Below are 21,295 nucleotides of genomic sequence, written 5' to 3'. Positions count from 1 at the left end.
GGCGTCGGAGGGTTTGCCCGTGCCCGGGGGATTCTTGACCTTCGCGGGACCGCCCGTCGTGACCGGGGGCGTCGGCTCACGCTCCCGGCCGCCGGTGAGCGGCCGGTCCATCTTCCACGGGACCCGCCGGGGCGGCGCGGGCGGGTCCCGGAACCGTCGGCGGGGTGCGGGCGGCCCTCGGCGGGCCGCCGGGGCGGGCGATGGCGCACCGGCCCGGTCCCATCCCGCGCGACGGCCGTTGTCACATCTCTTTACGTCAGTGTCATGTACCTGTAGCTTCCCGGGCTGCAAAGGCTTTCAGGAATTTGCCGGTTCTTCTTGCAAGTCAACTCCCCCTCCCCGCACCCGCATTGGAGCCGCCCCATGAGCCGCAGACGCCAACGCCCGCCACTGAGAGCCCTGGTGGCGCTCCTGGCGGTGACCGGACTGTTCGGACTGACCCCGCCTGACACCGGGTCCGTCCCCCTGGAGACCACTGCCGCCACCTCCACGACGGCGACCGTCTTCTACTACACGAAGACCAAGAACTGGCCGACCACCTACCTGCACTACGCCCCGGACGGCGGTTCCTGGACCACCGTGCCCGGCGTGCGGATGGAGACGGCCTGCACGGACTGGGTGAAGAAGACCGTCGACCTCGGCTCGGCCACCGGACTTCAGGCCACCTTCAACAACGGGAGCGGTACCTGGGACAACAACGGAGGCAACAACTACGCGCTGGGCACCGGCACCATCACCGTCAAGGACGGCGTCATCGCCCACAGCGACCCGTGCGCCGACACCGGTACGGGCAGCGGCAACCAGGCGACCGTGTACTACTCGACCGCGACCTCCGGCTGGACCACCGCCAACATCCACTACGCCCCCACGGGCGGCTCCTGGACGACGGCCCCCGGCGTCGGCATGGAAAACGCCTGCACCGGATGGTGGAAGAAGACCCTCGACATCGGGACGGCGACCTCGCTCAAGGCGGCCTTCAACAACGGGAACGGCGTCTGGGACAACAACAACAGCGCCGACTACACGATCCCGTCCGGCACCACGACGGTGAAGGACCGGACCGTCACCGCCGACGCCAAGGACCCCTGCGCGGCCCAGGCCCCCGACACCCAGGCGCCCACCGCACCCACCGGGGTCACCGCGACCGCGACCAACACCTCGGTGGTGGTGAGCTGGAACCCGGCGACCGACGACACCGCCGTGACGAAGTACCAGCTCACGCGGACGGGCGGCACGAAGGGCACGGTCGTCACCGACGTCGGCTCGACGGTGTACTCCGACACGGGACTCGAGGAGAAGACCGACTACGCCTATACGGTGAAGGCCGTCGACGCGGCCGGGAACACCTCGCCCGCCTCCGCCGCGGCCACCGTCACGACCGGGGAGAAGGCTCCCGCGCCGGCCGCGGGGACACCACTCGGCACCGACCCGCGCAAGGACCCCATCTACTTCGTCCTCACCGCCCGCTTCTACGACGGTGACAGCTCCAACGACCGCGGTGGCAGCCAGGACGTCAAGTCCGGCAACGCGGCCAACGACGACCCCATGTTCCGCGGCGACTTCAAGGGCCTGGTCGCCAAGCTCGACTACATCAAGGCGCTCGGCTTCTCGGCCGTGTGGATCACCCCGGTCGTCCTCAACCGCTCGGACTACGACTACCACGGCTACCACGGCTACGACTTCTACAAGGTCGACCCCCGCCTGGAGTCCGCCGGAGCCTCCTACCAGGACCTCATCAACGCGGCCCACGCCAAGGGCATGAAGATCTACCAGGACGTCGTCTACAACCACAGCTCCCGCTGGGGCGCGAAGGGTCTGTTCACCCCGACCGTGTACGGCGTGCGCGACTCCCAGTGGAGCTGGTACTACGACGAGAAGAACGAGGGCTTCGAGTACGACGGCCTGACCGTCGAACCGAAGTCCGGGAAGTCGTACTACAACGGCGACCTGTGGTCGACCGCCGAACCCTCCGGCAACACCTGCGTCAACTGGGGCAAGCCGACCGGCGGAAAGAGCGCCGAGGGCTACACCCTCTACAACTGCCAGTGGCCCAGCCCCACTTCGGGCATGTTCCCCAAGGCGTACTACCACCAGTGCTGGATCGGCAACTGGGAGGGCGAGGACTCCCGTTCGTGCTGGCTGCACGAGGACCTGGCCGACTTCAACACCGAGAACGCCACCGTCCAGAACTACCTGATCGGCGCGTACGACAAGTACATCGACATGGGCGTCGACGGGTTCCGCGTCGACACGGCCGTCCACATCCCGCGCGTCACCTGGAACCGCCGCTTCCTGCCCGCCATCTACGACCGGGTCGCCCAGCGGTTCGGCACGGACGCCGCGAAGAACTTCTTCGTCTTCGGCGAGGTCGGCGCGTTCGTCAACGACAAGTGGAACCGCGGCTCGGTGAACCACTCCGCGCAGTTCTTCACCTGGAAGGAACGCAAGGAGTACAGCGCCGACGACGCGACCGCCTCCATCGAGCAGTACAACTACGAGGAGCAGCTCGGCACCGGCAACCAGCCCACCTCCACCAACGCCTTCCTGAGCGGCAACAGCTACCACACCCCGGACCGCAGCCAGTTCTCCGGGATGAACATCATCGACATGCGCATGCACATGAACTTCAGCGACGCGCAGAACGCCTACAGCAACGGCAAGGACTCCGACGACTCCGTCAACGACGCCACGTACAACGTCGTCTACGTCGACAGCCACGACTACGGCCCCAACAAGTCGAGCACCCGCTACAGCGGCGGCACCGACGCCTGGGCCGAGAACATGTCCCTGATGTGGACCTTCCGCGGCATCCCCACGCTCTACTACGGATCGGAGATCGAGTTCCAGAAGGGCAAGCAGATCGACTGCGGGCCGACCTGTCCGCTGGCGACCACCGGGCGCGCGTACTACGGCGACCATCTCGCCGGCAGCGTCACGGCCTCCGACTTCGGCAAGGCCGACTCCGCGAGCGGCGAGGTCGCCACGACCCTCGCGCAGCCGCTGGTCAAGCACCTCCAGCGGCTCAACCTGATCCGCCGGGCGATCCCGGCTTTGCAGTCGGGCCAGTACTCGACGGACGGCATCAGCGGCTCGATGGCCTTCAAGCGCCGCTACACCAGCGGGGCGACCGACAGCTTCGCCCTCGTCACGGTCACCGGCGACGCGACGTTCACCGGCATCCCGAACGGCACCTACACGGACGCCGTCACCGGTGACGTGAAGACCGTCTCCGGGGGCACCCTGTCGGTGGCCGCGCCCGGCAAGGGCAACCTGCGGGTCTACGTGCTGAACGGCCCCGGCAAGATCGGGACCGACGGGCCCTACCTGAAGTAACCCGGGACCGGCGGACAGCTACGGGAGCGGCGGTCACCGCGGCCCCGCCCGGGCGCCCCGCGCCCGGGCGGGACACCGTGACCGCCGCCACCGCGCCCGGCGGGACCCGGGATGAATGGCGGGATGAGCGTTGGGTACGTGACCGTCGACACGCCCGGGAGCGGGACCGGCCCGGGTGTCCGACGCCCGCCACGACCCGGGAATCTGCCATGGACACGCCCTTGAACAACAACCACCCGACCGCACCCGCGGCGACGCCCGCCCAGGAGGCCCTGGACACCCTCGTCGTCAACACCGCCGATGCCGCCGCGCTGGACACACTCGCCGGAAGCGACGTACTGGTGCCCGTGCCGGACGACGCCACGGACGAGGACGTCGCCGACCCCCACGCCGTCGCCCTGCCCGTCCTGGACGACCCCGAGGGCGGACAGGTGGTCCCGGTGTTCACCTCGGAGCTGGAACTGGCCGAGCTCCTTCCCACCGTCTCCCGCTACCGGCTCGTTCCGCTCGCAGCGCTCGCCTCCCAGTGGCCCTCGGGCGATCTGGACCTCATCATCGACGCCGCCTCACCGCACGGTCTGACCCTCACCTCCGAGGGCGTGCGCACCCTGCTGGTGAGGTAGCGGAACCGCCGGCCGTCCGGCGCGGGCCCCGCCCGCGGCACGGACCCGCGGACCGGCGGGGCCGGTCCGCGGCGAAGGATGTCCGGATCCGGTCCTCGCCGAAGAGTGGTCCGGGCCGTCCGGAAGGGGAAGATCCCTGGAAAGCCGCCGCGGAGGAGTGGGGTTCCCTTGAAAGTCGTCCTGCTGGGTACCGCCGCCGGCGGCGGCTTCCCTCGCTGGAACTGCGCCTGCGCACGGTGCTCGGCCGCCCGTGACGGAAAACTGCCCGCCCGCACCCAGGAGTGCGCCGCCGTCAGCGGCAACTCCCGCGACTGGTGGCTGCTCAACGCCTCCCCCGACATCCGTACGCAGCTGAACGCCACCCCCGCGCTCGCACCCGGCCCCGGCGGCACCCCCGTGCGCGGCGTCCTGCTGACGGACGCCGAGGCCCATCACGTGACGGGACTGGCCGGGCTGTACGGCGCCCCGGGGCTGAAGATCTACGCCTCGCCCCCCGTCCTCACCGCGCTCTCCCCCCTGCGTCCCCTTCTCGAACGCCATGCCCCGTGGACGTGGGAGGACAGCTTCACCGAGGGCGGATCCGTCCTGGCCGGAGGGCTGGTCGTCAGCGCCCGCGCGCTCGGCTCCAGGGCCCCCGGTCACGTCCCGGGGGCCGCCGACGACCGCTGGGTGACGGCGTACCGGATCGAGGACCTGGCCAGCGGCGGCGTGCTCGTCTACGCACCCCGCCTGGGTGAGTGGACGCCCGCGCTGGACGAACTGATCACCGGGGCGGCCTGTGTCCTGCTCGGTGGCACCCTCTACGCGGCCGGCGAGACGGACATCCCGGTGCGGGCGGCGCCCCGCGGACGGAGGGCCTCGTGGCACCTTCCGGTCTCCGGCGCGGACGGCAGCCTCGCCGCACTGGCCCGGCACCCGGGCCCGCGCGTGGTCTACACCCACTTCGACAGCGCGAACCCACTGCTCGACCCGGCCACGGACGCCTACGCGTCGGTGACCGCGGCCGGAGCCGAGATCCCACTGGACGGAGCGGAATTCGTCCTGTGAACCAGATCTGGGCGTCACTGATCGGCGTCGTGCTCGGCGGAAGCATGTCCTACCTGGCCCAGTTCACCACCGCACGCCAGGCCGCCCGCACCGAGGACAAGCGCCAGGCCACGCAGCTGGCCGAGGCCCGCCGTGCCGAACGGCTCGACGTGATGAGGGAGTTCATCCAGCTCACGCAGCAGGGCATACGCCTCGCCGAGGACCGTTACGAGGCACCCGACTGGTCCTCCGGCTGCACGCCCGAGTGGCTCGCCGCCGCGCGGGCGCTCATCGAACGCCTCTGGATCTGCGAGCGCATGATCCTGGTCCTCGTCGGCCCGGAGCTCCACCGGCTCGCCTGGGACTACGCGGGTGCGGTGAACCACGTCCTGTGGGAGGACCTCGGCGGCCCCGAAGCCGCGTGGGACCACCTGCGCGGTCCCATGAACGTCTTCCTGAACGCCGCCCACGGGGAACTGGGCTGACCCGGCTCCGGAGGCCCCTGACAGCGGAGTGATGCAGCGGGTCCCGGTGTCCTTCGCGTTCCGTCGGGCGGGCGGGGTCCGCGGACGGTCCGCGGTTCGAAGGGACGACCGTCGCTTTCGGAACTCCCGCTTCCGGAACTGCCGTTGCCTGGCCCTGTCCGGCGTCGTCGACGCGCAGGACGCTCCATGAGCCGATGGGCCGTGCTCTCCGCCCGCCAGGGCACGTCGCTCGCGCCGGAACCGGCGATCCAGGCCGTGACGGCCGACTTCCAGCCCCCTCGCGGCAGCCTGCCGACCCCGCTGGTCGGCCGCACGACATGGCGCGACACCGCCGTCGCCGTGGCGGACCGCCACGTGACGTTCAAGATGACCCTTTCCTTACGGAAGGGCTCTCGTTATGTCGAGAAATCATCTGTTGTGATCGTCATTCACTCATTGATGATGTCTCTGCTTCAACATCAACATCCAGCGGAGCGGGGACACCATGAACAAGACACGCAGGGGCATGAGGGCGGCGTCCGTCGGAGCCGCCGCCTCGGCACTGGCCGCAGGACTCCTGCTCGGCGCCGCCGCGCCCCAGGCGAGCGCCGCGAGCTTCAATTTCTTCACCGTCCAGTTCACGAACGGTTCCGCCGTCGTGACGGTGAGCAACGGCAGCGGCTCCACCGTCGGGTCCGGAGCGTGGGCCGCCGACCCCGGTGAGCTCGGTTCCTCCACCGGCGACACCCTCATCGCCAACGACACGCTCAAGGACGGCTACGGCATCGAAGCCCACCTCAGCACGGGCAGGATCGCCTCGACCCGTGGGCACAACTCGCCGTACACCGACAAGACGACGGGCAACCTTCCCGAGGGCAACACCTACTACATGACGGTCTGCGTCGTGAAGGGCACGTTCGAGGACTGTTCCGACAGCGTCGCTGTCAGGGCGTGAGCTGAACACCGGAGGCCGGGTCCGGTGATCCGGCTGGGCCGCGTCCCCGCCCGCGTACCGGGGCCGGCCAGGAGCGCAGCCTCTGCTCATCTCTACGATGCAGGTCATGGGGACCACAGATTCCGCACCACTCATACGCGCCTGTTGGCTCTCATGGCTTGTGGTCGAGACCGTCGATCAGACCGAGGTGGTGAAGGCCCTCGGCTTGATGGATGTACGGGATACCACCTGGGCCGATGGCGTGGAACTCATCGACGAGGTGGCACACAACGAGAAGAAGCCGTTTTCCACAGTCGTCATCACTCCACCCGTGCAAGGGTGGACCCTGGTCGTCGGACCGTACTTCGGCCTGCCCTATCTGTCGCAGACGACGCACGTCACCGACCTGTGCCGAAAGCTGAGCGCCCTCTTCGGCAAAGCCCAACTCTTCTTCCACAGCGAGCAGAACGACGGGGAGGCGTGGCTGATCGCCGAACGCGGACGGATCCTCAGACGATGGATCAGTGAGTACCCGGAGCTCGCCCTGGGCGAACCGTCGGGAGTCGAGCGACGACTCCTCGACGCCTACGGCATCACGGGCAAGCCCGAAGATCTCGACCCGGACGGTGACCTGGCCGGCGAGTGGGCGGCGACCTGGGGGGATTGCTGGGCCACGACGGTTGCGGAGGAATGCAGCATCAACCCCACCACGGCCGTCATGAGTGAGGGCAGACCGCTGATCGCAGATGCTCCGCCCTTCGAGCAGTCGCACCGTCCGTCTCGAAGAGGTCGCCGCTGACCACCGCCTCAGGAGTTCGATTCGCAGACTGACCACAAGAAGTGGCACGGCCGTGGCACGCGGTCGCTCTCCCCGGCCCAACTCTTGCCTGGTCCCGTACGAGGGGGAAGATCCCTGAGCCGCCGGGGTCACGGTGACCAGGGGCAGGAACGGCGGGGGCTGTCGTGGGACAACGGATGAATCTGCTGGGAGAACCAGGAGTGGGGCTGCCCGGAGGGCCGGGTACACCTGTTCCGGGCCATGCGGACGTGCTGATGACCCGCGGCCGGGCGTGAGGTCTGTTCATCACGCTGGTCCTCCTCGCGATCGGTCTGCTGGCGCTCTGGTATCAGTCGCGGGACGTTTTCAGTCGAGCACCCTCGGACGGGCCCGGGACGGTTCAGGCTGTCATGAGTCACGGCGCCGATACGGCCGACCTCCTCTGGACGGCCGAGGAAGACAGCGAACGGGGATCGATGAAGTCGACCCGGCCCCATGACGAAACATCTGTGGCGTTCCTCGGTGAAGGGACCGCACCGTTCCGAGCTGTCCGAGCGGAGCACGCTTCGTGACCGATCAGCGGACGATGGCGACGTCGAAGAACGTTATCCAGATGATCCCCATGAGCATGAGGAGGGCAGTCGGCACGATGATGATCAACAGAATCACTCCGACGGTGCGGATGAGGCTCGTAGCGGCCTCATGGAGTGCGTCCTGCAAAGGCTCTTGGTCGGTCATGTCCCCTCCTCGCCGGCACTGTACTGCGCGGTCGGTGGAGCGGCTTCGGCCGGGAGCCGCTTCGAGGCGAGTGATCACGGCCCCGTGAGCTCACGGCGAGTCGGGCAGTCCGTGGACCTGCCCCGCCGGCAAGGCGGCGCGCTCCCGCGCCGTGCGACGGCGGTGGACTCGCCGGATGCGCGCTCGGTGCCGGTCGACGGCTCGCAGGACGTGACACCGGATCGCCGACCACGTGGACGGCCGGACCAGGAAGGTGCGGCGGCCTCCGCGCGGCCCATCTGGCACATGAAGTGGCACCGCGGCCCCGTACGGTCCGAGACGACTTGGGTGAGGACTCTGCGCGCCACCCCTGCCGAACCCGGGCCGGTCCATGGGCGTAGGACCAAAGTCCGCCTCCCGCGAGGCCTTTCGTACGAAGCCGCGTGCGGGGACGTGGGATAGCGTCATGATCATGACGACGAACCAGCACATCGAGACCGTGCCCCTCGCCCCCGTGCTCGCCCGCGGCGACCAGGCGGAGACCTGCGCCGACCCCAGCGCCGTGATGACGCTCCTGGCCGACTCGGCGCAGACGGACGGCGCGTTCACCAGCTACCGCTCCACCTTCGAGCCGGGCACGGCCGGTGCCCCCGCGCACTTCCACACGCGCGGCTGGGAACTGTTCTTCGTGCTGGGCGGATCGCTCCAGGTCCTGCTCGGCGAGGAGGTGACCCTCCTGTCCCCGGGCGACTTCCTGGCCGTGCCCCCGAACACCCCGCACGCCTTCCGCCCGGCCCCCGACTCCGCCGCGGGCGCGGACGTGCTGTGCGTCTTCACGCCAGGCATGGACCGCTTCGACTACCTGCGCCTGCTGGGCCGGGTGACCCGCGGCGAGGAACCCGCGAGCCGGTTGGCCGAGACGTCCGAGCGCTTCGACAACCACTACGTCGACAGCCCGGTCTGGCGCGCCGTCCTGGAGGCGTCCGCGTGATCGACACCGTCACCCGGATCCGGATCGCCCGGCCGTCCCGCGACCTCGGGGCGGCGGAGCGCTTCTACGTGGAGGGGCTCGGACTGGACGTGCTCTGGCGCACCACCGGACGCGTACCCGGCGAGCACGACCTCCTCATGCTTGGACTTCCCGACGGTGCATGGCACTTCGAGCTCACCCACGACCCCGAGCAGCCGCTGGACCCCACTCCGACGGTGGACGACCTCTTCGTCCTCTACCTCGGCGCCCCGGTCGACGATTCGTTCCTCGCCCGCCTGACCGCCACCGGCGGTACCCGCGTCCCCGCACACAACCCCTACTGGGACGACCACGGCGTCACCGTCACCGACCCGGACGGCTACCGCCTGGTGCTCTGCTCCCGCACCTGGGCCGCCTAGGGTCCTGTCCAGCCCGGATCAATTGTCGGCGCAGGCCGGGTCTTTGGGCCGGCTACAAGGCGTTCCTGGATCTGTACGGGCCGGGGAGCATCGGCGGTCACCTGTCGCTGAGCCGGCCCCTGGAAGCCGATGCCACGGAGTTGGATCGGTTGTGGTCGCTGGAGGACTGGCGCCGGGCACGGCTCAGCGCCCCGGACCTGTATCCGTACCCCTTCCACCCCGACCCTGGCGGCCTCATCTCCTGGGGTTCGGACGAGCACGGCTGCGAGTACTACTTCCTCGCGATCGAGCCGGACCCTGATGAGTGGCGCATCGTCGTCAGCAGTGAGCGCAACAGTTGATTCGAGACCGCGGGCACCTTCTGCGACTTCCTCGTGCGTTGCTTCGACCGCGTCGACCGGCCGCCTTTCATGGCCCGCGCTTGGCCCGCTCCTGATGCCCGCTACCACTCCGACGTCTGATGCGGCGCTCGCCTCGCCCACCTCGCCGTGCGGCTGACATTCGCTTCGGGCGCCATCTCACGTGGTGAGTCCGGCGAGCCGTTCGTGGCAGATCAGGGTGGCGGCAAGGCTGAGGAAGGCGGCGAAGTGGCGGCTCCTGCGTTGATCCCCGTGCGATCGCCGAAGTCCGGGGTGGCTCTGAGACGTACGCCGAACAGCTCGGCCACCCGTGGCCGTACTGATGCCGCGCACGTGATCGCACGGGGATCGGCAGCATGGAAGCAGCCGAGGGTCCCTGGCGGGCATCCCCACCCGTCGACGTGGAGAAGACCGGTGGTTTTCTCCAGTCCGGTCCTGAAGCCTGACGGTCCATCTCCCACACGGACACCCGGCAGCCGCCAAGGCCCAGCACGCTTCGCAGCAGAGCAGCCACTCCTCCTCATCGGCCTTGCCGCAGCTCTGACCTGCTACAGGAAACTGGCGAAACTCACCACGTGAGACGTCCTCTGAGGAGTTCGATCCACCAGCCGCCCTGGAGCTTTCAGGCCTTCGTTCGTCGGGCGCTTTCGGTTGCTCAAGGCTGCCTGTGTACGCCGTCGTCGATGCCAGATTGGATGGTGCGATGGAGCGCGTCGAGGCAGAGCCGTTCACGGACGGTGGGGACAACGCTGTGGTGCACTTGCCACCCCGTCGGTTCTCCGAGGCCTTGATCCAGGGTGACTCTCTCCGTCATCCGCACCGAAGTCGTCGAAGTCGTCGAAGCCTGCGACCAGGGCGATCTCTCCGGGGCACGGGAAACCGTCGGCCTTCTGCCGGCCGGCCTCGATGCGAACCATGGGCACGGAGGTCGCCGGGGTCCGCTCGGCCGGCCGGACGGACGGTCAGGTGGGGCTGTCGGCGGTCGGGTCCGGTCGCGATGGTTGCTGTGCCCCGCTGCCGTACGGCCGGACCAGCGGCCCACGATCCCCGATCCCCGCTTCAGGAGCGAGGCCGGGGGATCGCAGGCGTGACCTGGAAATCCCTGCCTCGGGCGGCGTGGGGCGGTCCGCACCCCGGCGGACCTCGACTTCCCGTGCGTCCCTGTCCGCTCTGTCACGGAAGTGGCGTGCCCCCGCGGCCCGGTGGGGCACGCGGGGGCCGAGGCCGACATCTCGACGGACGGGCTCGCTACCGCGACACCGGCAGTGGTGCCCACCGGCTGACGGGCCATGCGACGACGAGAGCCCGGCCGATGACTTCGTCCTCGTCGATCGTGCCACCGCCGGGCCGGTCCTGGTGGTACCGGGAGTCCTGAGAGTCCTGGCGGTGGTCACCCATCACCCAGAGCCTCCCCTTCGGCACCTTGATCGGCCCGAACGGCTTGTCACCACAGGGGGTGTTGCCGGGGTAGATGAACGGTTCGTCCATCGCCTTCCCGTTGACCTTCACCGGGCCGTTCCCGGAACATTCCACGGTGTCGCCGCCCACCGCGATCACGCGCTTGATCAGGTCCTTCTCGTCCGCAGACGGCATCAGGCCGACGAAGCTGAGGGCCTTCTGCACTGCGTTCGGCTCATCGGCTTCCTCAGGGAGCCAGCCCCCCGGGTCGTGGAAGACGACCACCTCTCCGCGCTGCGGCTTGGATCCGAACCACGGAGTCAACTTGTCGACCAACACACGGTCGCCCGGCTGCAACGTGTTCTGCATCGATTCGGACGGGATCGAGAACGCCTGCACGAAGAACGTCTTGATGACCAGCGCGAGCACCAACGCGACCCCGACGAGGATCGGCAGCTCCTTCCAGAAGGGGCGCGCTTTCCGTCGGCCGTCGACCGCCACTTCGCCGTCGGTATCGGCATCCCCGGCTTTCGACCGTTCGCCAGCCACAAGATCTTCCACAACCATGCCTCCCCCTGCGCCCTGCTCCGGGCGCACCGTGTCCGTAGTGGTCCCTCGTGCGCAGCACCGGGCCCACCACAGTCACAACGAGCGGGAGTTCCCGGACCGCCGGAGCTCCCGACTCGGTTCTGGGCCGGGTGTGGATCTCCTGTGCCCCGACCCGTCCACCGCGTCGGCCAGGGCCTTTCGGCAACCGACGCGGTCGACGGAGTCCCACCGGCCGGGTCGAGGCCGCGAGCGGTCCTGGAAACCGTCGTGGCGCGAGTCACCGTGGGTTCAGATCCCGCACCCACCGCCAGGTGTCCGCTGGGTCGCCGGTCGCCGGTCGCCGGTCGCCGGTCGCCTCCCGGACGGGCCGGGCCGTTTACCGACTTCGGCTCGTCAGGGTGAAGTGCCCCGGAGCCGGGGCGTGTATCAAAAGCGGATCTTGACGGTGGGATGAACTTCGTTCTTCGTTCGTGACGCGTGGAGATCTGACGGGCGGGCAGCGGGCGTTGTCGGAGCCGCTGTTGCCGAGGGGCAGGAAAGCCGACCGGCCGCCGGAGAACGGCTACATTCGGCGTCGACATCCACGATTCCTCTGGGGGACGCCATGACGGACGAAGCGCAACAGCACTCCGAGGGGCCTCTGTTGAACCTGGGCTGCCTGATGCTGCTGGTGGTGCTCGGCGGCCTGGCGACGATGCTGTACGGCCTGGGAGTGCTGGTCTTCGGCGACACCCCGGCCTCGTCCGCCGCCACCGTTCTTCTCGCGGGCCTGGCCCTCACGGTCCTGGGGGTCGCCGTCATCAAACGGTTCCCCGATGCCGCGCAGATGAAGGGGTACGCCCCGTCCGCCCGCGTCACCCGCCTCGCGGCTGAGCGTTCCCTGGGCGATCACGTCTTCACCCGCAAGAACACCAGCCCGCTGGAGATCGTGGTCGGCGTGGTGGCCGTCGGCGCTTTGATCGTAGGAGCGCTGTGGGGCGTGAACTGGGTCCTGAGCAAGACCGGGACCGACATCCCGGGCCTCCAGAAGCTGGCGACCACCTTGGTGCTCTACCTGCTCGCGGCGCTCTTCCTGACGATCATCGCGCTTCCGGTCATGCTGTGGAGAATGCCCAAGGGGTTCGTCCGCACGCATCTGTACGCCAATGGGCTCGTGTACACCTCCTACGGCCGCCCTCTCGTCGTGACCTGGGACGACGTCGACCGTCTCGTGCTCTCACGGCAGATCCACGGAGCCAAACTCTTCGGCGGCAAGGTGCTCGCCTACCACGTGGTCTCCCATGAAGGACGCCGCCTCCGGATCGACGCCCACCCCCACCTGGACTCCGATCCCATGGGCGAACGCATACTCGACGCCGTACGGCTGCGCGGGCGTCCGGTGCTGGAGGGCGGCCCGGCGGCGGGCGACGCCGGACACCGGCGGATCTGACTCGTGCGGAAAGGGTCCGCGACGGACGACGGAACTCGACGGCCGGCCCTGCTTCCGGCCTTCCGATCTCCAAGATCCCCGACAGCGTCACTCGCTGGGGCCTTCTTCGACCGGGCCGTGCAGACAGCCGGGCATTTCGCGGCTGCGGCCGCCCGCTGCTTCCTTCGTTCCGACACTGACGCCGACTCCCACCAGCGTGGCACGGAACTCGTCGACCACCTCGGCGGCTGTGTCACCACTGCCGCCGTCTCCCCCCGAACTCCCCCCGGTCGGACGGCTGGTCCAGGCCGATCCGGCCGCGGCCCGGGAGCTGCACACCCACTCCGCCCCCGTGAAAGAGACTGCTGCTTCTTGATGCAAGACTCCACCATCACGTCGCCCGACACCGCCGCAGACGAGAACCGGCTGGGGCGGGCGTTCTACGCAGTTCAAAGCGCAGTCCTCCTCAACGGCGTCGGCACTCGCTGCGGACAACTCGCAGTCGCCTGGTGGTCGTTGGGACAGACAGGAAGCGCCGCCACCTTTGCCGCGTTCGTCGCCGTCGGTTCCGGCGCGGAGATCCTCGCTCGAGGATTGCTGGGCCGGCTCGGAGACACCTACCGGCCCGACCGGCTCATAGCCGCCTGCTACCTGATCAGCACCCTGCTGATTGCCGGGCTGACCGGCCTTTACTTCGGTGACCTCTACCATTCGGCCGCCCTGGCTGTGGGCCTCGCCGTGATCGGCATCTGCAACGGCGTGCGCGAACCGTTGCAGACCACCCTGGTGCGCTCCCTGGTGCCCATCTCTCTCGTCGAAACAGCGATGCGGCGTCGAGGCAGCGTCATGGCACTGTCTTCCGTGCTCGGGCCGATCGTGGCCAGCGTGCTCCTTGGGCTCGTCGGCACGGGAGCCACCCTCACCGTCAACACCGCAGCAGTGGCCGGCAGCTTCCTCCTCATGACGACCGCATCCGCGTCCGCGGAGGCGTCCGACGACGAGCCCCGCCCGGAGGAGAAGAGTCAGCCTCCCCTTTTGACGTGGTACAGGAGCACCATCGACGGATGGCGGGCGATCTATCGGATTCGGTCCGAGTTCCAGCTCGCCATGCTGGCTCTCGCCGTCAACCTCGCCCTTTTCCCGGTCTTTGCCGTGCTCCTGCCCGCACTCACCCGCCGCTCCTTCCCCGACGACACGTGGCTGATCGGGGTGGCCGAGGCAGCGTTCGGTGTCGGACTGCTGCTGGGGAGCACGGGTCCTGTCGCCCGCCGCACTCGCGGGACGAACACGCGCTTCACCACCGTGATGGCCGGCTTCACCATCACGGGGCTCTCGATCCTGGCCGGCGGAATCGCCGCCGCGTCGATCGACGACCACCTCCTCGTGCTGGCCGCCGCACTCGCCGGCAGTTTCCTCATCGGCGGTGTCGGCCTCATCATGATCACTGTCACCAATTCCACCGTGCGGGTCCTCGCCACTCCTGCGGGCATGCGTAACCGCGTCACCGCCGGCGTCGCTTTCCTGTCCGGGCTGGCCATCCCGATCGGCAACCTGCTCGGTGGGTTCCTCGCTGAACACCTCGGCGAAGGAACCGCGATGGCCGTACTCGGCCTGGCCGTCCTCGCCGCGACCGCTGTCGGCGCTTTCAGCCCTGATCTGCGCACCGTGCTGACCCTGCCCGACGACGACATCCCAGACGCCTACACCCGGCTCTACCCCCGTGCCTTCCCCCAGGAGAAAGTCCTATGACCACCGTCTCCGCTTCCGTCTGCTCCTTGACACGCACCACCTCTCGCGCGGTGCCCACCAGAAAACCTGCCGCGAGCAGTCCGGCCACCACGGAACCCAGTCGAATCCCGTCGGCGTCGGATCCGTCCAGACGGTCGGCGTGGCGGACCTCCGTGGGGTCCGACGGGTTGTAGACGACGGGTACGTGGCCGCCGGGCTTCGCGTCGTTTCCCGAGCCGTCGCCGACGTCGATATCCGCCTGCACCGTGTTGGAGGGTGTGGTGAAGCGCACGGTCAAGGAGTTCGCCCGGCCTTCCTCCGACCGGTCGGCAACGGAGACCACGGTCGCTTCGGTCCTGCGCCCGTGGTCCCGGAGGCTCTGCAGTATCTGGTCCTCCTGGCCGGCTTTCCATCCCATGAATCCGGCCACGGTGGCGAACATCAGGAAACCCACGGTCGCCGATCGGGCTCTGGCCCAGCGGGGGTCCAGCAGCGACGACGACGGCACACCGAGCCTGGAGACCAGCCCCGTCGCGAGGCGGCCCGGCGGAGGAATGCGGCCGGCCCGACGACGAGCCCAGTCCCACCGCCGTAAGAGCAAGCTCGCGATGGCGCCCGCCATGGACAGCGCCACCGCGCCGCCGAAAACCTGGTTCCAGGTCAGCTCGAACGGATCGAACGCGAGCCACACCACGAAGGCCGCGGCGCCTGCCGACGAGGCCCATCCGTAGAGGAAGCGGTCCTTCTCCCGGCCGTCGCTCCGTACGGATCTGCGCTCACTCATCTGCGCCTCCTCGCCCGGTTACGAGCTAGGACACACCGGTCGCCGCCGAGGTTGCACTGGTGGCCGGCTCCGCGGCAGAGGCTTCCGCGTCCCTGCCCGGAGGATCCGTTCGTTTCAGGGTTTCACCTGCGGCGATCGAGGCGGTCGACTGTCCCGTTCGGTCACGGGCGCCCCGCTGTGGCTCGGCGCGCAGCCCGGCCGGGACGAGCGGCTTCGAGCTTCCGGCCGGGCTCTCGTGAAGCCCGGCCCCGGCGCTCCGTCCTCGTCCGCCGGCACCTGGCCCTCCGTGGGGAGAGCACGCAGGGCGCCGCGCCTCGAAGGGCGGCACGGGCGGATCAGGCCTGCAGCATGCGGGAGAGCACGGACCGCTGCAGGGGGAGCACCTCGGTGTGCAGCGCACGGCCCTTCGGGGTGAGCGCGACCCACACTCCGCGGCGGTCCTCCTGGCAGACGGTACGTTCCACCAGGCCCTCCTTCTCCAACCGACCGATGAGCCGGGACAGCGCGCTCTGGCTCAGATGGACCCGGTCCGCGATGTTCTGCACCCGGCAGTGTTCGCCGGGCTCCGTGACGGTCTCCGAGACGAGGATGTCCAGGACCTCGAAGTCACTGGCTCCCAGGCCGTGCGGATGCAGTACGCGGTCGATCTCGCACATCGTGCGCGCGTGCACCGAGAGGATGTCCCGCCACTGGTCCTCCAGCCGGGAACCGGACGTCTTCGTCGCCATAATTGAACGGTAGCAGAGATCCGGCCACTAGTTGAGTGTGCAACTAGTGTGTGTGCATCCAGTTGTCCGTGTCCGACCGTGCGGCCGCTCCTGCGGACCGCGGCCCGTGCCGTCACCGGTCCCGCCCTGCCGGGACGCCCCGCCGGGACGCCCCTGTCAGGTGGTGGGGTCCTCGATGAGTCCGTACTGGTTGCCCTCAGCGTCCTTCACCGACGCGACCATCCTGCCGTTGCCCACGTCCTGGAGCTCCTGGAGCACCTCGGCGCCCGCGTCGACCAGGGCCGACAGGGTCGCCCTGATGTCGTCGACGTGCCAGAAGGGGACCGGCCCGGTCAGTCCCTTGGAGTGGCCGTTCGGGTCGAGACCGACATCCTGGCCCGCGTCCTTGAAACCGACGTAGTACGGCTCGTCCACATAGGGCTCGACCCCGAGCAGCACGGTGAACAGGGCCTTCGCCTTCTCGATGTCCTTGACGGGGTAGATGATGGTCTTGACTCCGGCGGTCATCCCGACTCCTGTGCGATGCGTGGCGGCCGTGACGGCCGGCTCTCGTGCCGCCGGGGCTCCGACGGCCCTTTCACGCTAAGCCGGGTGGGGCGGGTACGGCTTCTCGAATCCTGACCGGTGTGCGGTACCCCTCGGACGGCCATGGCCGGCCCCCTACGGCCGGGCCGGCTCGCCCGGGCGCGCCCCGGCCTGTCCCGCGCGCTCCTCAGGTGGACTCGCGGCGCACCAGCTCCGTCGGCAGGATCACCGCCGCCGGATCCTCGCCGCCGATCTGGGCCAGCAGGACCCGGACCATCTCGGAGCTGATGCGGTCCCAGGGCTGGCGGATGGTGGTCAGGGCCGGGGTGGCGGCCGTGGCGGCGGGGGAGTCGTCGAAGCCGCCGACCGCGACGTCCTCCGGGACCCGGCGGCCCGCCTTGCGCAGCGCGGCCAGCACGCCCTGGGCCATCAGGTCCGAGGCGACGAACACGGCGTCCATGTCCGGGGCGCGGCCGAGGAGCTGTTCGGCGCCCGCCTCACCGCTGGCGCGGCTGTAGTCGCCGGAGGCGATGAGACGGTCGTCGGCCTCGACACCCGCCTCGGCGAGCACTTCCCGGTAGCCGGCCAGACGCTCGACACCACCGGGGGTGTCCAGCGGCCCGGTGACCATGCCGATCCGGCGCCGCCCGAGGGAGAGCAGGTGCGTGACCATGTCCCGGGCGCCGTCGCGGTCGTCGGCGGCCACGTAACTCACCTTGGAACCGAGGCCGATGGGCTTGCCGCACGCGACGAGCGGCACTCCCGCCTCGCGCAGTTCCTCGGCGACCGGATCGCCGGAGTGGCTGGAGACCAGCAGCACCCCGTCGACATGGCCGGCCGTGATGTACCGCGTGATGCGCCGCCGCTCGTCCTGGGTGCCGGCGAGCATCAGCAGCAGGGGGACGTCGTGCGCGGCGAGCGCCTGGGTGCAGCCGCGCAGCAGGACGTTGAAGTTCGGGTCCTCGAAGAACCGCTCCTGCGGCTCGGTCAGCAGGAAGCCGACCGAGTCGGACCGTCCGGTGATCAGCGAACGGGCGTGCCGGTTCACGACGTAGCCCGTCCTGCGGATGGCGGCGTTGACGGCCTCCTGGGCCGCGGGGCTCACGTAGTGCCCGCCGTTGAGCACGCGTGAGACGGTGCCCCGCGAGACACCCGCCTCACGCGCGACGTCGTGGATCGTCGGCGGCTTGCGCCGGCCCCCCGTGTTGCTCATGGTCACGACTTTACGGCTCCGGACAGCAGGTCGAGGCTCCAGAAGCGCTGGATGACCAGGAACAGCGCGATCAGCGGGACGATCGCGAGCAGGGCGCCGGTGATGACCAGGGTGTACAGGGCCGGGGTGTTGGAGCCCTGTTCGAGGAGCGTGAACAGGCCGAGGGTGATCGGGAACTTCTCGTCGTCGCTGAGCATGATGTAGGGGAGCAGGAAGTTGTTCCACACGGCGACGAACTGGAACAGGAACACCGTCACCAGACCGGGCACCATCATCGGCAGCGCGACCCGGGTGAAGATCCGCCACTCGCCGGCGCCGTCCATCCGGCCGGCCTCGACCACGTCGTCGGGGACGGCCGCGGCGGCGTAGATGCGGGCGAGGTAGACGCCGTACGGGGACAGGACGAGCGGCAGCAGCACGGAGGCGTACGAATCCGTCAGGTCCGCCTTGGCGAGCAGCAGGTACTGCGGGATCGCGAGGATGACCGGCGGCATGAGGACGCCCGCCATGAGCACGTTGAAGATGGTCTCGCGGCCCCGGAAGCGGTAGACGGCCAGGGCGTAGCCGCTGACCGCCGAGACGGCCGTCGACAGAAGGGCGCCGAGACCGGCGTAGAGCGCGGAGTTGCCCATCCACTTCCAGTAGATGCCCTCGCGGTAGGCGCTGAGGTCCTTGATGTTCTGGGTGAACCCGGTGCCGGGCAGGAAGGTGAACGTCGAGAACAGCTCGCGGCCCGACTTCGTGGCCGCGATGACCACCCAGGCGACGGGCAGCAGACAGTAGAGCGCGCCGAACAGCAGCGTGAGGGTCGGGACCAGGGCGATCCGGCCGCGCGGGGACGTTCCCCGAGCGGTTTCGGGGGTCGTGTCCGCGGCCGGGGCGGTCTTGTGGACGGCAAGAGAACTCATCGTGCCTCCTCCTGCTTGGTACGGGAGTTCGCGGCGCGCAGGAAGCCGAAGGACAGGACCAGCGTGGCCACGGCGATGATCACTGCCTCGGCGGCGGCCGCGTAGATGTCACCGGTGTTGAACGCGTCCCGGTAGACCTTCATCAGCGGACTCCAGGTCGTGGAGACGGAGTTGGTCAGGGGCTTGAGGGTGGTCGGCTCGCTGAAGACCTGGAGCGTGGCGATGATCGAGAAGAAGAAGGTGAGCACCAGGGAGGGCGCCACCATCGGGATCTTGATCCGCAGCGCGGTCTGGAGCGGGCCGGCGCCGTCCAGCCTCGCCGCTTCGAGCACCTCGGCCGGGATGGCCTGGAGCGAGGTGTAGATGACGATCATGTTGAAGCCGGTGCCGCCCCAGACCGCGATGTTCGACAGCGCGAGGTACAGCGGGCCGCCGTCCAGCAGATCGGGCTGGGGCAGGCCCAGCTTGCCGAGGACGAAGTAGAAGGGGCTGACGTCCGGGAGGTAGAGGAACCCCCACAGCAGGGCGGCCACGACGCCGGGGATGGCGTACGGCAGGAAGATCGCGAGCCGGGTGAAGGGGGCCAGGCGGACCTTCTCCGCGTCGAGCATGAGCGCGAAGAGCAGCGCGAGGCCGAGCATGACCGGCACCACGATGGCGCCGTAACCGGCCACGCGCAGTGCGCCGTCGACGAGTTCGCTGTCGGTGATCGCGTCGGCGTAGTTCCCGAGGCCCGCCCAGACCTCCTTGCGGGCGCCGGCGCCCAGGCCGAGGCCCTTGACCTGGACCTTGTGCAGGCTCAGCCAGATCGCGTAGCCGATGGGCAGCGCGAAGAAGAGGACGAAGAGGATCGTCGCGGGGAGGAGGAAGACGTACGGGGCCCCCTTGACCCCGTACGGCTTCCGGCGTGCGGTGGTCACTGAGCGACCCCGAAGCCCTGCTTCTTCAGGTCGGCGACGGTCGCGTCCTGCATGGTCTTCAGCGCGGCACCGAAGTCCGACCTGTTCTTCGCGGCGGCGCCGAAGGCGTCGTTGAAGGACGTGTAGGCGACGTTCACGTTCGGGCCCCACGCGGACGGCGCGGTCGTCTTCGCGATCTCCGAGGCCTTGGTGTAGAAGTCCGGCTGATTGGAGAAGAACGCCGGCGGCTGGGCGAACGCGTCACCGGTCTGCGCGCTGGTGGACGCCGGGTAGATGCCGCTCTCCTTGGCCAGCGCGGCCACCGCCTGTGGGTCCGTGTTCAGCCAGGCCGCGAACTTCGCGGCGGCCGCCTTGTGCGGGGAGTCGGTGGTCACGGCCGTGGAGGAGCCGCCCCAGCTCCCGGTGACGTTCTCGCCCGCCGACCACTGCGGCAGCGGGGCCATCGCCCACTTGCCCTTGGTCTGCGGGGCCGCCGTGGTCAGGGTGCCGGGCGCCCACACCGCGCTGACCCAGGCGATCTCCTTGCCGGTGTTCAGCGCCTTGTTCCAGGCGGGCTGGTACATCGGCTGGTTGTCGATCGCGCCCTCCTTGACGAGGCCGCCCCAGAAGTCGGCGACCTTGCGGGTGGCCGCGTCGTCGATGCCGACCTTCCACTTGTCGCCGGAGGCGGTCCACCACTTGGCACCCGCCTGCTGCGCGAGACCCGCGAAGAGACCGGAGTCGTTGGCGGAGAAGGTGGTCAGGGCCTTGTCGGGCGCCTTCTTCTTCAGCGCGCGGGCGGTCTCGGCGAACTGCTCCCAGGTCGTGGGGACCGTCAGGCCGTACTTCTTGAACAGGTCCGCGCGGTAGTAGAACATCATCGGGCCGATGTCCTGCGGGATCGCGTAGACCGCGTCCGTCCCGAGCGTCGTCTGCTGCCAGACGCCGTCGGCGAACTTGGACTTGGCGTCCTTGGACTCGGCGGCTATGTCGGCGAGCGCGTCGTTGCTGACCAGGGTCGGCAGCGCCTGGTACTCGGCCTGGACCAGGTCGGGTGCCTTCTTCGCCTTGTGCGCGGTGAGGATCTTGGTGATGAGCGTGTCGCCCGAGGCCTGCTTCTTCACCTCGACGGTGATCCGCTGCTGCTTGCCCGGCCCCTTGTTCCAGAGGTCGACGACCTTGTCCATGCCCGGCGCCCAGGTCCAGAACGTCAGTGTCGCGGGTCCGGACCGGGATGCGCTCTTGTCGTCGTCGGACGAGCCGCAGGCGACGAGCGAGGTGGCGCCGAGGACGACGGCGATGGTGCTGGCCACGAGGCGGTTGTGCTTCGTGATGGGCATGGAACGTTCTCCCCTGACCTGGGCCTCCGCCTGCTGCGGAGGCCTGCCCTGTTCTTGCGCGGTTCGCTTCCGGGGGTGCGCCGGCCGGTGCCGGGACCGCGGGCGTGCGCGGGGCTCTTCGGGCCTCGCGCGCTCGCCTGCCGACACCTGAGCACCCCTTCGGCTCACCTGCCGTGCTTCTGTGAGCGTTCA

General features: G+C 69.2%; 20 protein-coding genes and 1 pseudogene. 12 read left to right on the top strand and 9 right to left on the bottom strand.

Annotated elements, in window-relative coordinates; genetic code table 11:
- The first annotated feature begins 363 nt into the window (after positions 1-363).
- From CW362_RS34355 to CW362_RS34330, 6 genes are all read left to right on the top strand, one after another.
- Complete coding sequence (locus CW362_RS34355) at positions 364-3,333, top strand: carbohydrate binding domain-containing protein (RefSeq protein ID WP_103553527.1); 2,970 nt, start codon at positions 364-366, stop codon at positions 3,331-3,333.
- Between the two features lie 209 nt (positions 3,334-3,542).
- On the top strand, positions 3,543-3,956 hold the full coding sequence (locus CW362_RS34350; RefSeq protein WP_103553526.1) for an SseB family protein: 414 nt from the start codon (positions 3,543-3,545) through the stop codon (positions 3,954-3,956).
- Between the two features lie 168 nt (positions 3,957-4,124).
- A complete protein-coding gene (gene pqqB, locus CW362_RS34345; protein WP_103553525.1) occupies positions 4,125-5,003 on the top strand; it encodes a pyrroloquinoline quinone biosynthesis protein PqqB in 879 nt (292 codons plus the stop codon).
- Entirely contained in the window at positions 5,000-5,467 is a 468-nt protein-coding gene (locus tag CW362_RS34340) for a hypothetical protein (protein WP_103553524.1), read from the top strand. Before pqqB ends, CW362_RS34340 begins: the two co-directional genes overlap by 4 nt.
- A gap of 484 nt (positions 5,468-5,951) precedes the next feature.
- Complete coding sequence (locus CW362_RS34335; RefSeq protein WP_240658175.1) at positions 5,952-6,401, top strand: hypothetical protein; 450 nt, start codon at positions 5,952-5,954, stop codon at positions 6,399-6,401.
- Positions 6,402-6,507: 106 nt separating this feature from the next.
- Positions 6,508-7,179 carry a hypothetical protein gene (locus CW362_RS34330; protein WP_162684321.1) on the top strand — a complete coding sequence of 224 codons (672 nt, stop codon included), beginning with the start codon at positions 6,508-6,510 and terminating at the stop codon, positions 7,177-7,179.
- A 555-nt stretch (positions 7,180-7,734) separates the two neighbouring features.
- Here CW362_RS34330 and CW362_RS43545 read toward each other — a convergent pair.
- Entirely contained in the window at positions 7,735-7,896 is a 162-nt protein-coding gene (locus tag CW362_RS43545; RefSeq protein ID WP_162684320.1) for a hypothetical protein, read from the bottom strand.
- 445 nt (positions 7,897-8,341) lie between these two features.
- Here CW362_RS43545 and CW362_RS34325 point away from each other — a divergent pair, with 445 nt between their 5' ends.
- From CW362_RS34325 to CW362_RS45755, 4 genes and pseudogenes are all read left to right on the top strand, one after another.
- Positions 8,342-8,866, top strand: coding sequence for a cupin domain-containing protein (locus CW362_RS34325; RefSeq protein WP_103553522.1), 525 nt, complete (start codon positions 8,342-8,344; stop codon positions 8,864-8,866).
- Positions 8,863-9,264 carry a VOC family protein gene (locus CW362_RS34320; RefSeq protein WP_103553521.1) on the top strand — a complete coding sequence of 134 codons (402 nt, stop codon included), beginning with the start codon at positions 8,863-8,865 and terminating at the stop codon, positions 9,262-9,264. The genes CW362_RS34325 and CW362_RS34320 overlap by 4 nt, the downstream gene beginning before the upstream one ends.
- A 140-nt stretch (positions 9,265-9,404) precedes the next feature.
- Positions 9,405-9,605: a hypothetical protein gene (locus CW362_RS34315; RefSeq protein WP_162684319.1), complete on the top strand. Its 201-nt coding sequence runs from the start codon at positions 9,405-9,407 to the stop codon at positions 9,603-9,605.
- Between the two features lie 721 nt (positions 9,606-10,326).
- Positions 10,327-10,383: pseudogene (locus tag CW362_RS45755) on the top strand (hypothetical protein); the annotation flags it as partial.
- A 488-nt stretch (positions 10,384-10,871) separates the two neighbouring features.
- Here CW362_RS45755 and lepB read toward each other — a convergent pair.
- The gene (gene lepB / locus CW362_RS34305) at positions 10,872-11,588 is read right to left on the bottom strand and encodes a signal peptidase I (RefSeq protein ID WP_103553519.1); all 717 of its coding nucleotides are present in this window, start codon (positions 11,586-11,588) and stop codon (positions 10,872-10,874) included.
- Positions 11,589-12,174: 586 nt separating this feature from the next.
- Between lepB and CW362_RS34300 the strand changes: the two genes are divergently transcribed.
- Both CW362_RS34300 and CW362_RS34295 read left to right on the top strand, forming a co-directional pair.
- Positions 12,175-12,999, top strand: coding sequence for a hypothetical protein (locus CW362_RS34300; protein WP_103553518.1), 825 nt, complete (start codon positions 12,175-12,177; stop codon positions 12,997-12,999).
- A 354-nt stretch (positions 13,000-13,353) separates the two neighbouring features.
- On the top strand, positions 13,354-14,727 hold the full coding sequence (locus tag CW362_RS34295; protein ID WP_103553517.1) for an MFS transporter: 1,374 nt from the start codon (positions 13,354-13,356) through the stop codon (positions 14,725-14,727).
- Here CW362_RS34295 and CW362_RS34290 read toward each other — a convergent pair.
- The 7 genes from CW362_RS34290 to CW362_RS34260 form a co-directional block, all read right to left on the bottom strand.
- On the bottom strand, positions 14,624-15,400 hold the full coding sequence (locus CW362_RS34290) for a DUF3592 domain-containing protein (RefSeq protein ID WP_162684318.1): 777 nt from the start codon (positions 15,398-15,400) through the stop codon (positions 14,624-14,626). The two genes, CW362_RS34295 and CW362_RS34290, sit on opposite strands and share 104 nt — an antisense overlap.
- Positions 15,401-15,825: 425 nt before the next feature.
- The gene (locus tag CW362_RS34285; protein ID WP_103553515.1) at positions 15,826-16,218 is read right to left on the bottom strand and encodes a MarR family winged helix-turn-helix transcriptional regulator; all 393 of its coding nucleotides are present in this window, start codon (positions 16,216-16,218) and stop codon (positions 15,826-15,828) included.
- A 156-nt stretch (positions 16,219-16,374) separates the two neighbouring features.
- A complete protein-coding gene (locus CW362_RS34280; protein ID WP_103553514.1) occupies positions 16,375-16,725 on the bottom strand; it encodes a VOC family protein in 351 nt (116 codons plus the stop codon).
- Between the two features lie 205 nt (positions 16,726-16,930).
- A complete protein-coding gene (locus CW362_RS34275) occupies positions 16,931-17,962 on the bottom strand; it encodes a LacI family DNA-binding transcriptional regulator (protein ID WP_103553513.1) in 1,032 nt (343 codons plus the stop codon).
- The gene (locus tag CW362_RS34270) at positions 17,959-18,864 is read right to left on the bottom strand and encodes a carbohydrate ABC transporter permease (protein WP_103553512.1); all 906 of its coding nucleotides are present in this window, start codon (positions 18,862-18,864) and stop codon (positions 17,959-17,961) included. The genes CW362_RS34275 and CW362_RS34270 overlap by 4 nt, the downstream gene beginning before the upstream one ends.
- On the bottom strand, positions 18,861-19,784 hold the full coding sequence (locus CW362_RS34265; RefSeq protein ID WP_103553511.1) for a carbohydrate ABC transporter permease: 924 nt from the start codon (positions 19,782-19,784) through the stop codon (positions 18,861-18,863). The genes CW362_RS34270 and CW362_RS34265 overlap by 4 nt, the downstream gene beginning before the upstream one ends.
- On the bottom strand, positions 19,781-21,103 hold the full coding sequence (locus CW362_RS34260; protein ID WP_103553510.1) for an extracellular solute-binding protein: 1,323 nt from the start codon (positions 21,101-21,103) through the stop codon (positions 19,781-19,783). Before CW362_RS34260 ends, CW362_RS34265 begins: the two co-directional genes overlap by 4 nt.
- Positions 21,104-21,295 lie beyond the last annotated feature (192 nt).

This window comes from Streptomyces populi, assembly GCF_002911015.1.
Taxonomy (GTDB): domain Bacteria; phylum Actinomycetota; class Actinomycetes; order Streptomycetales; family Streptomycetaceae; genus Streptomyces; species Streptomyces populi.
This window is presented reverse-complemented; position numbering and strand designations above follow the sequence as displayed.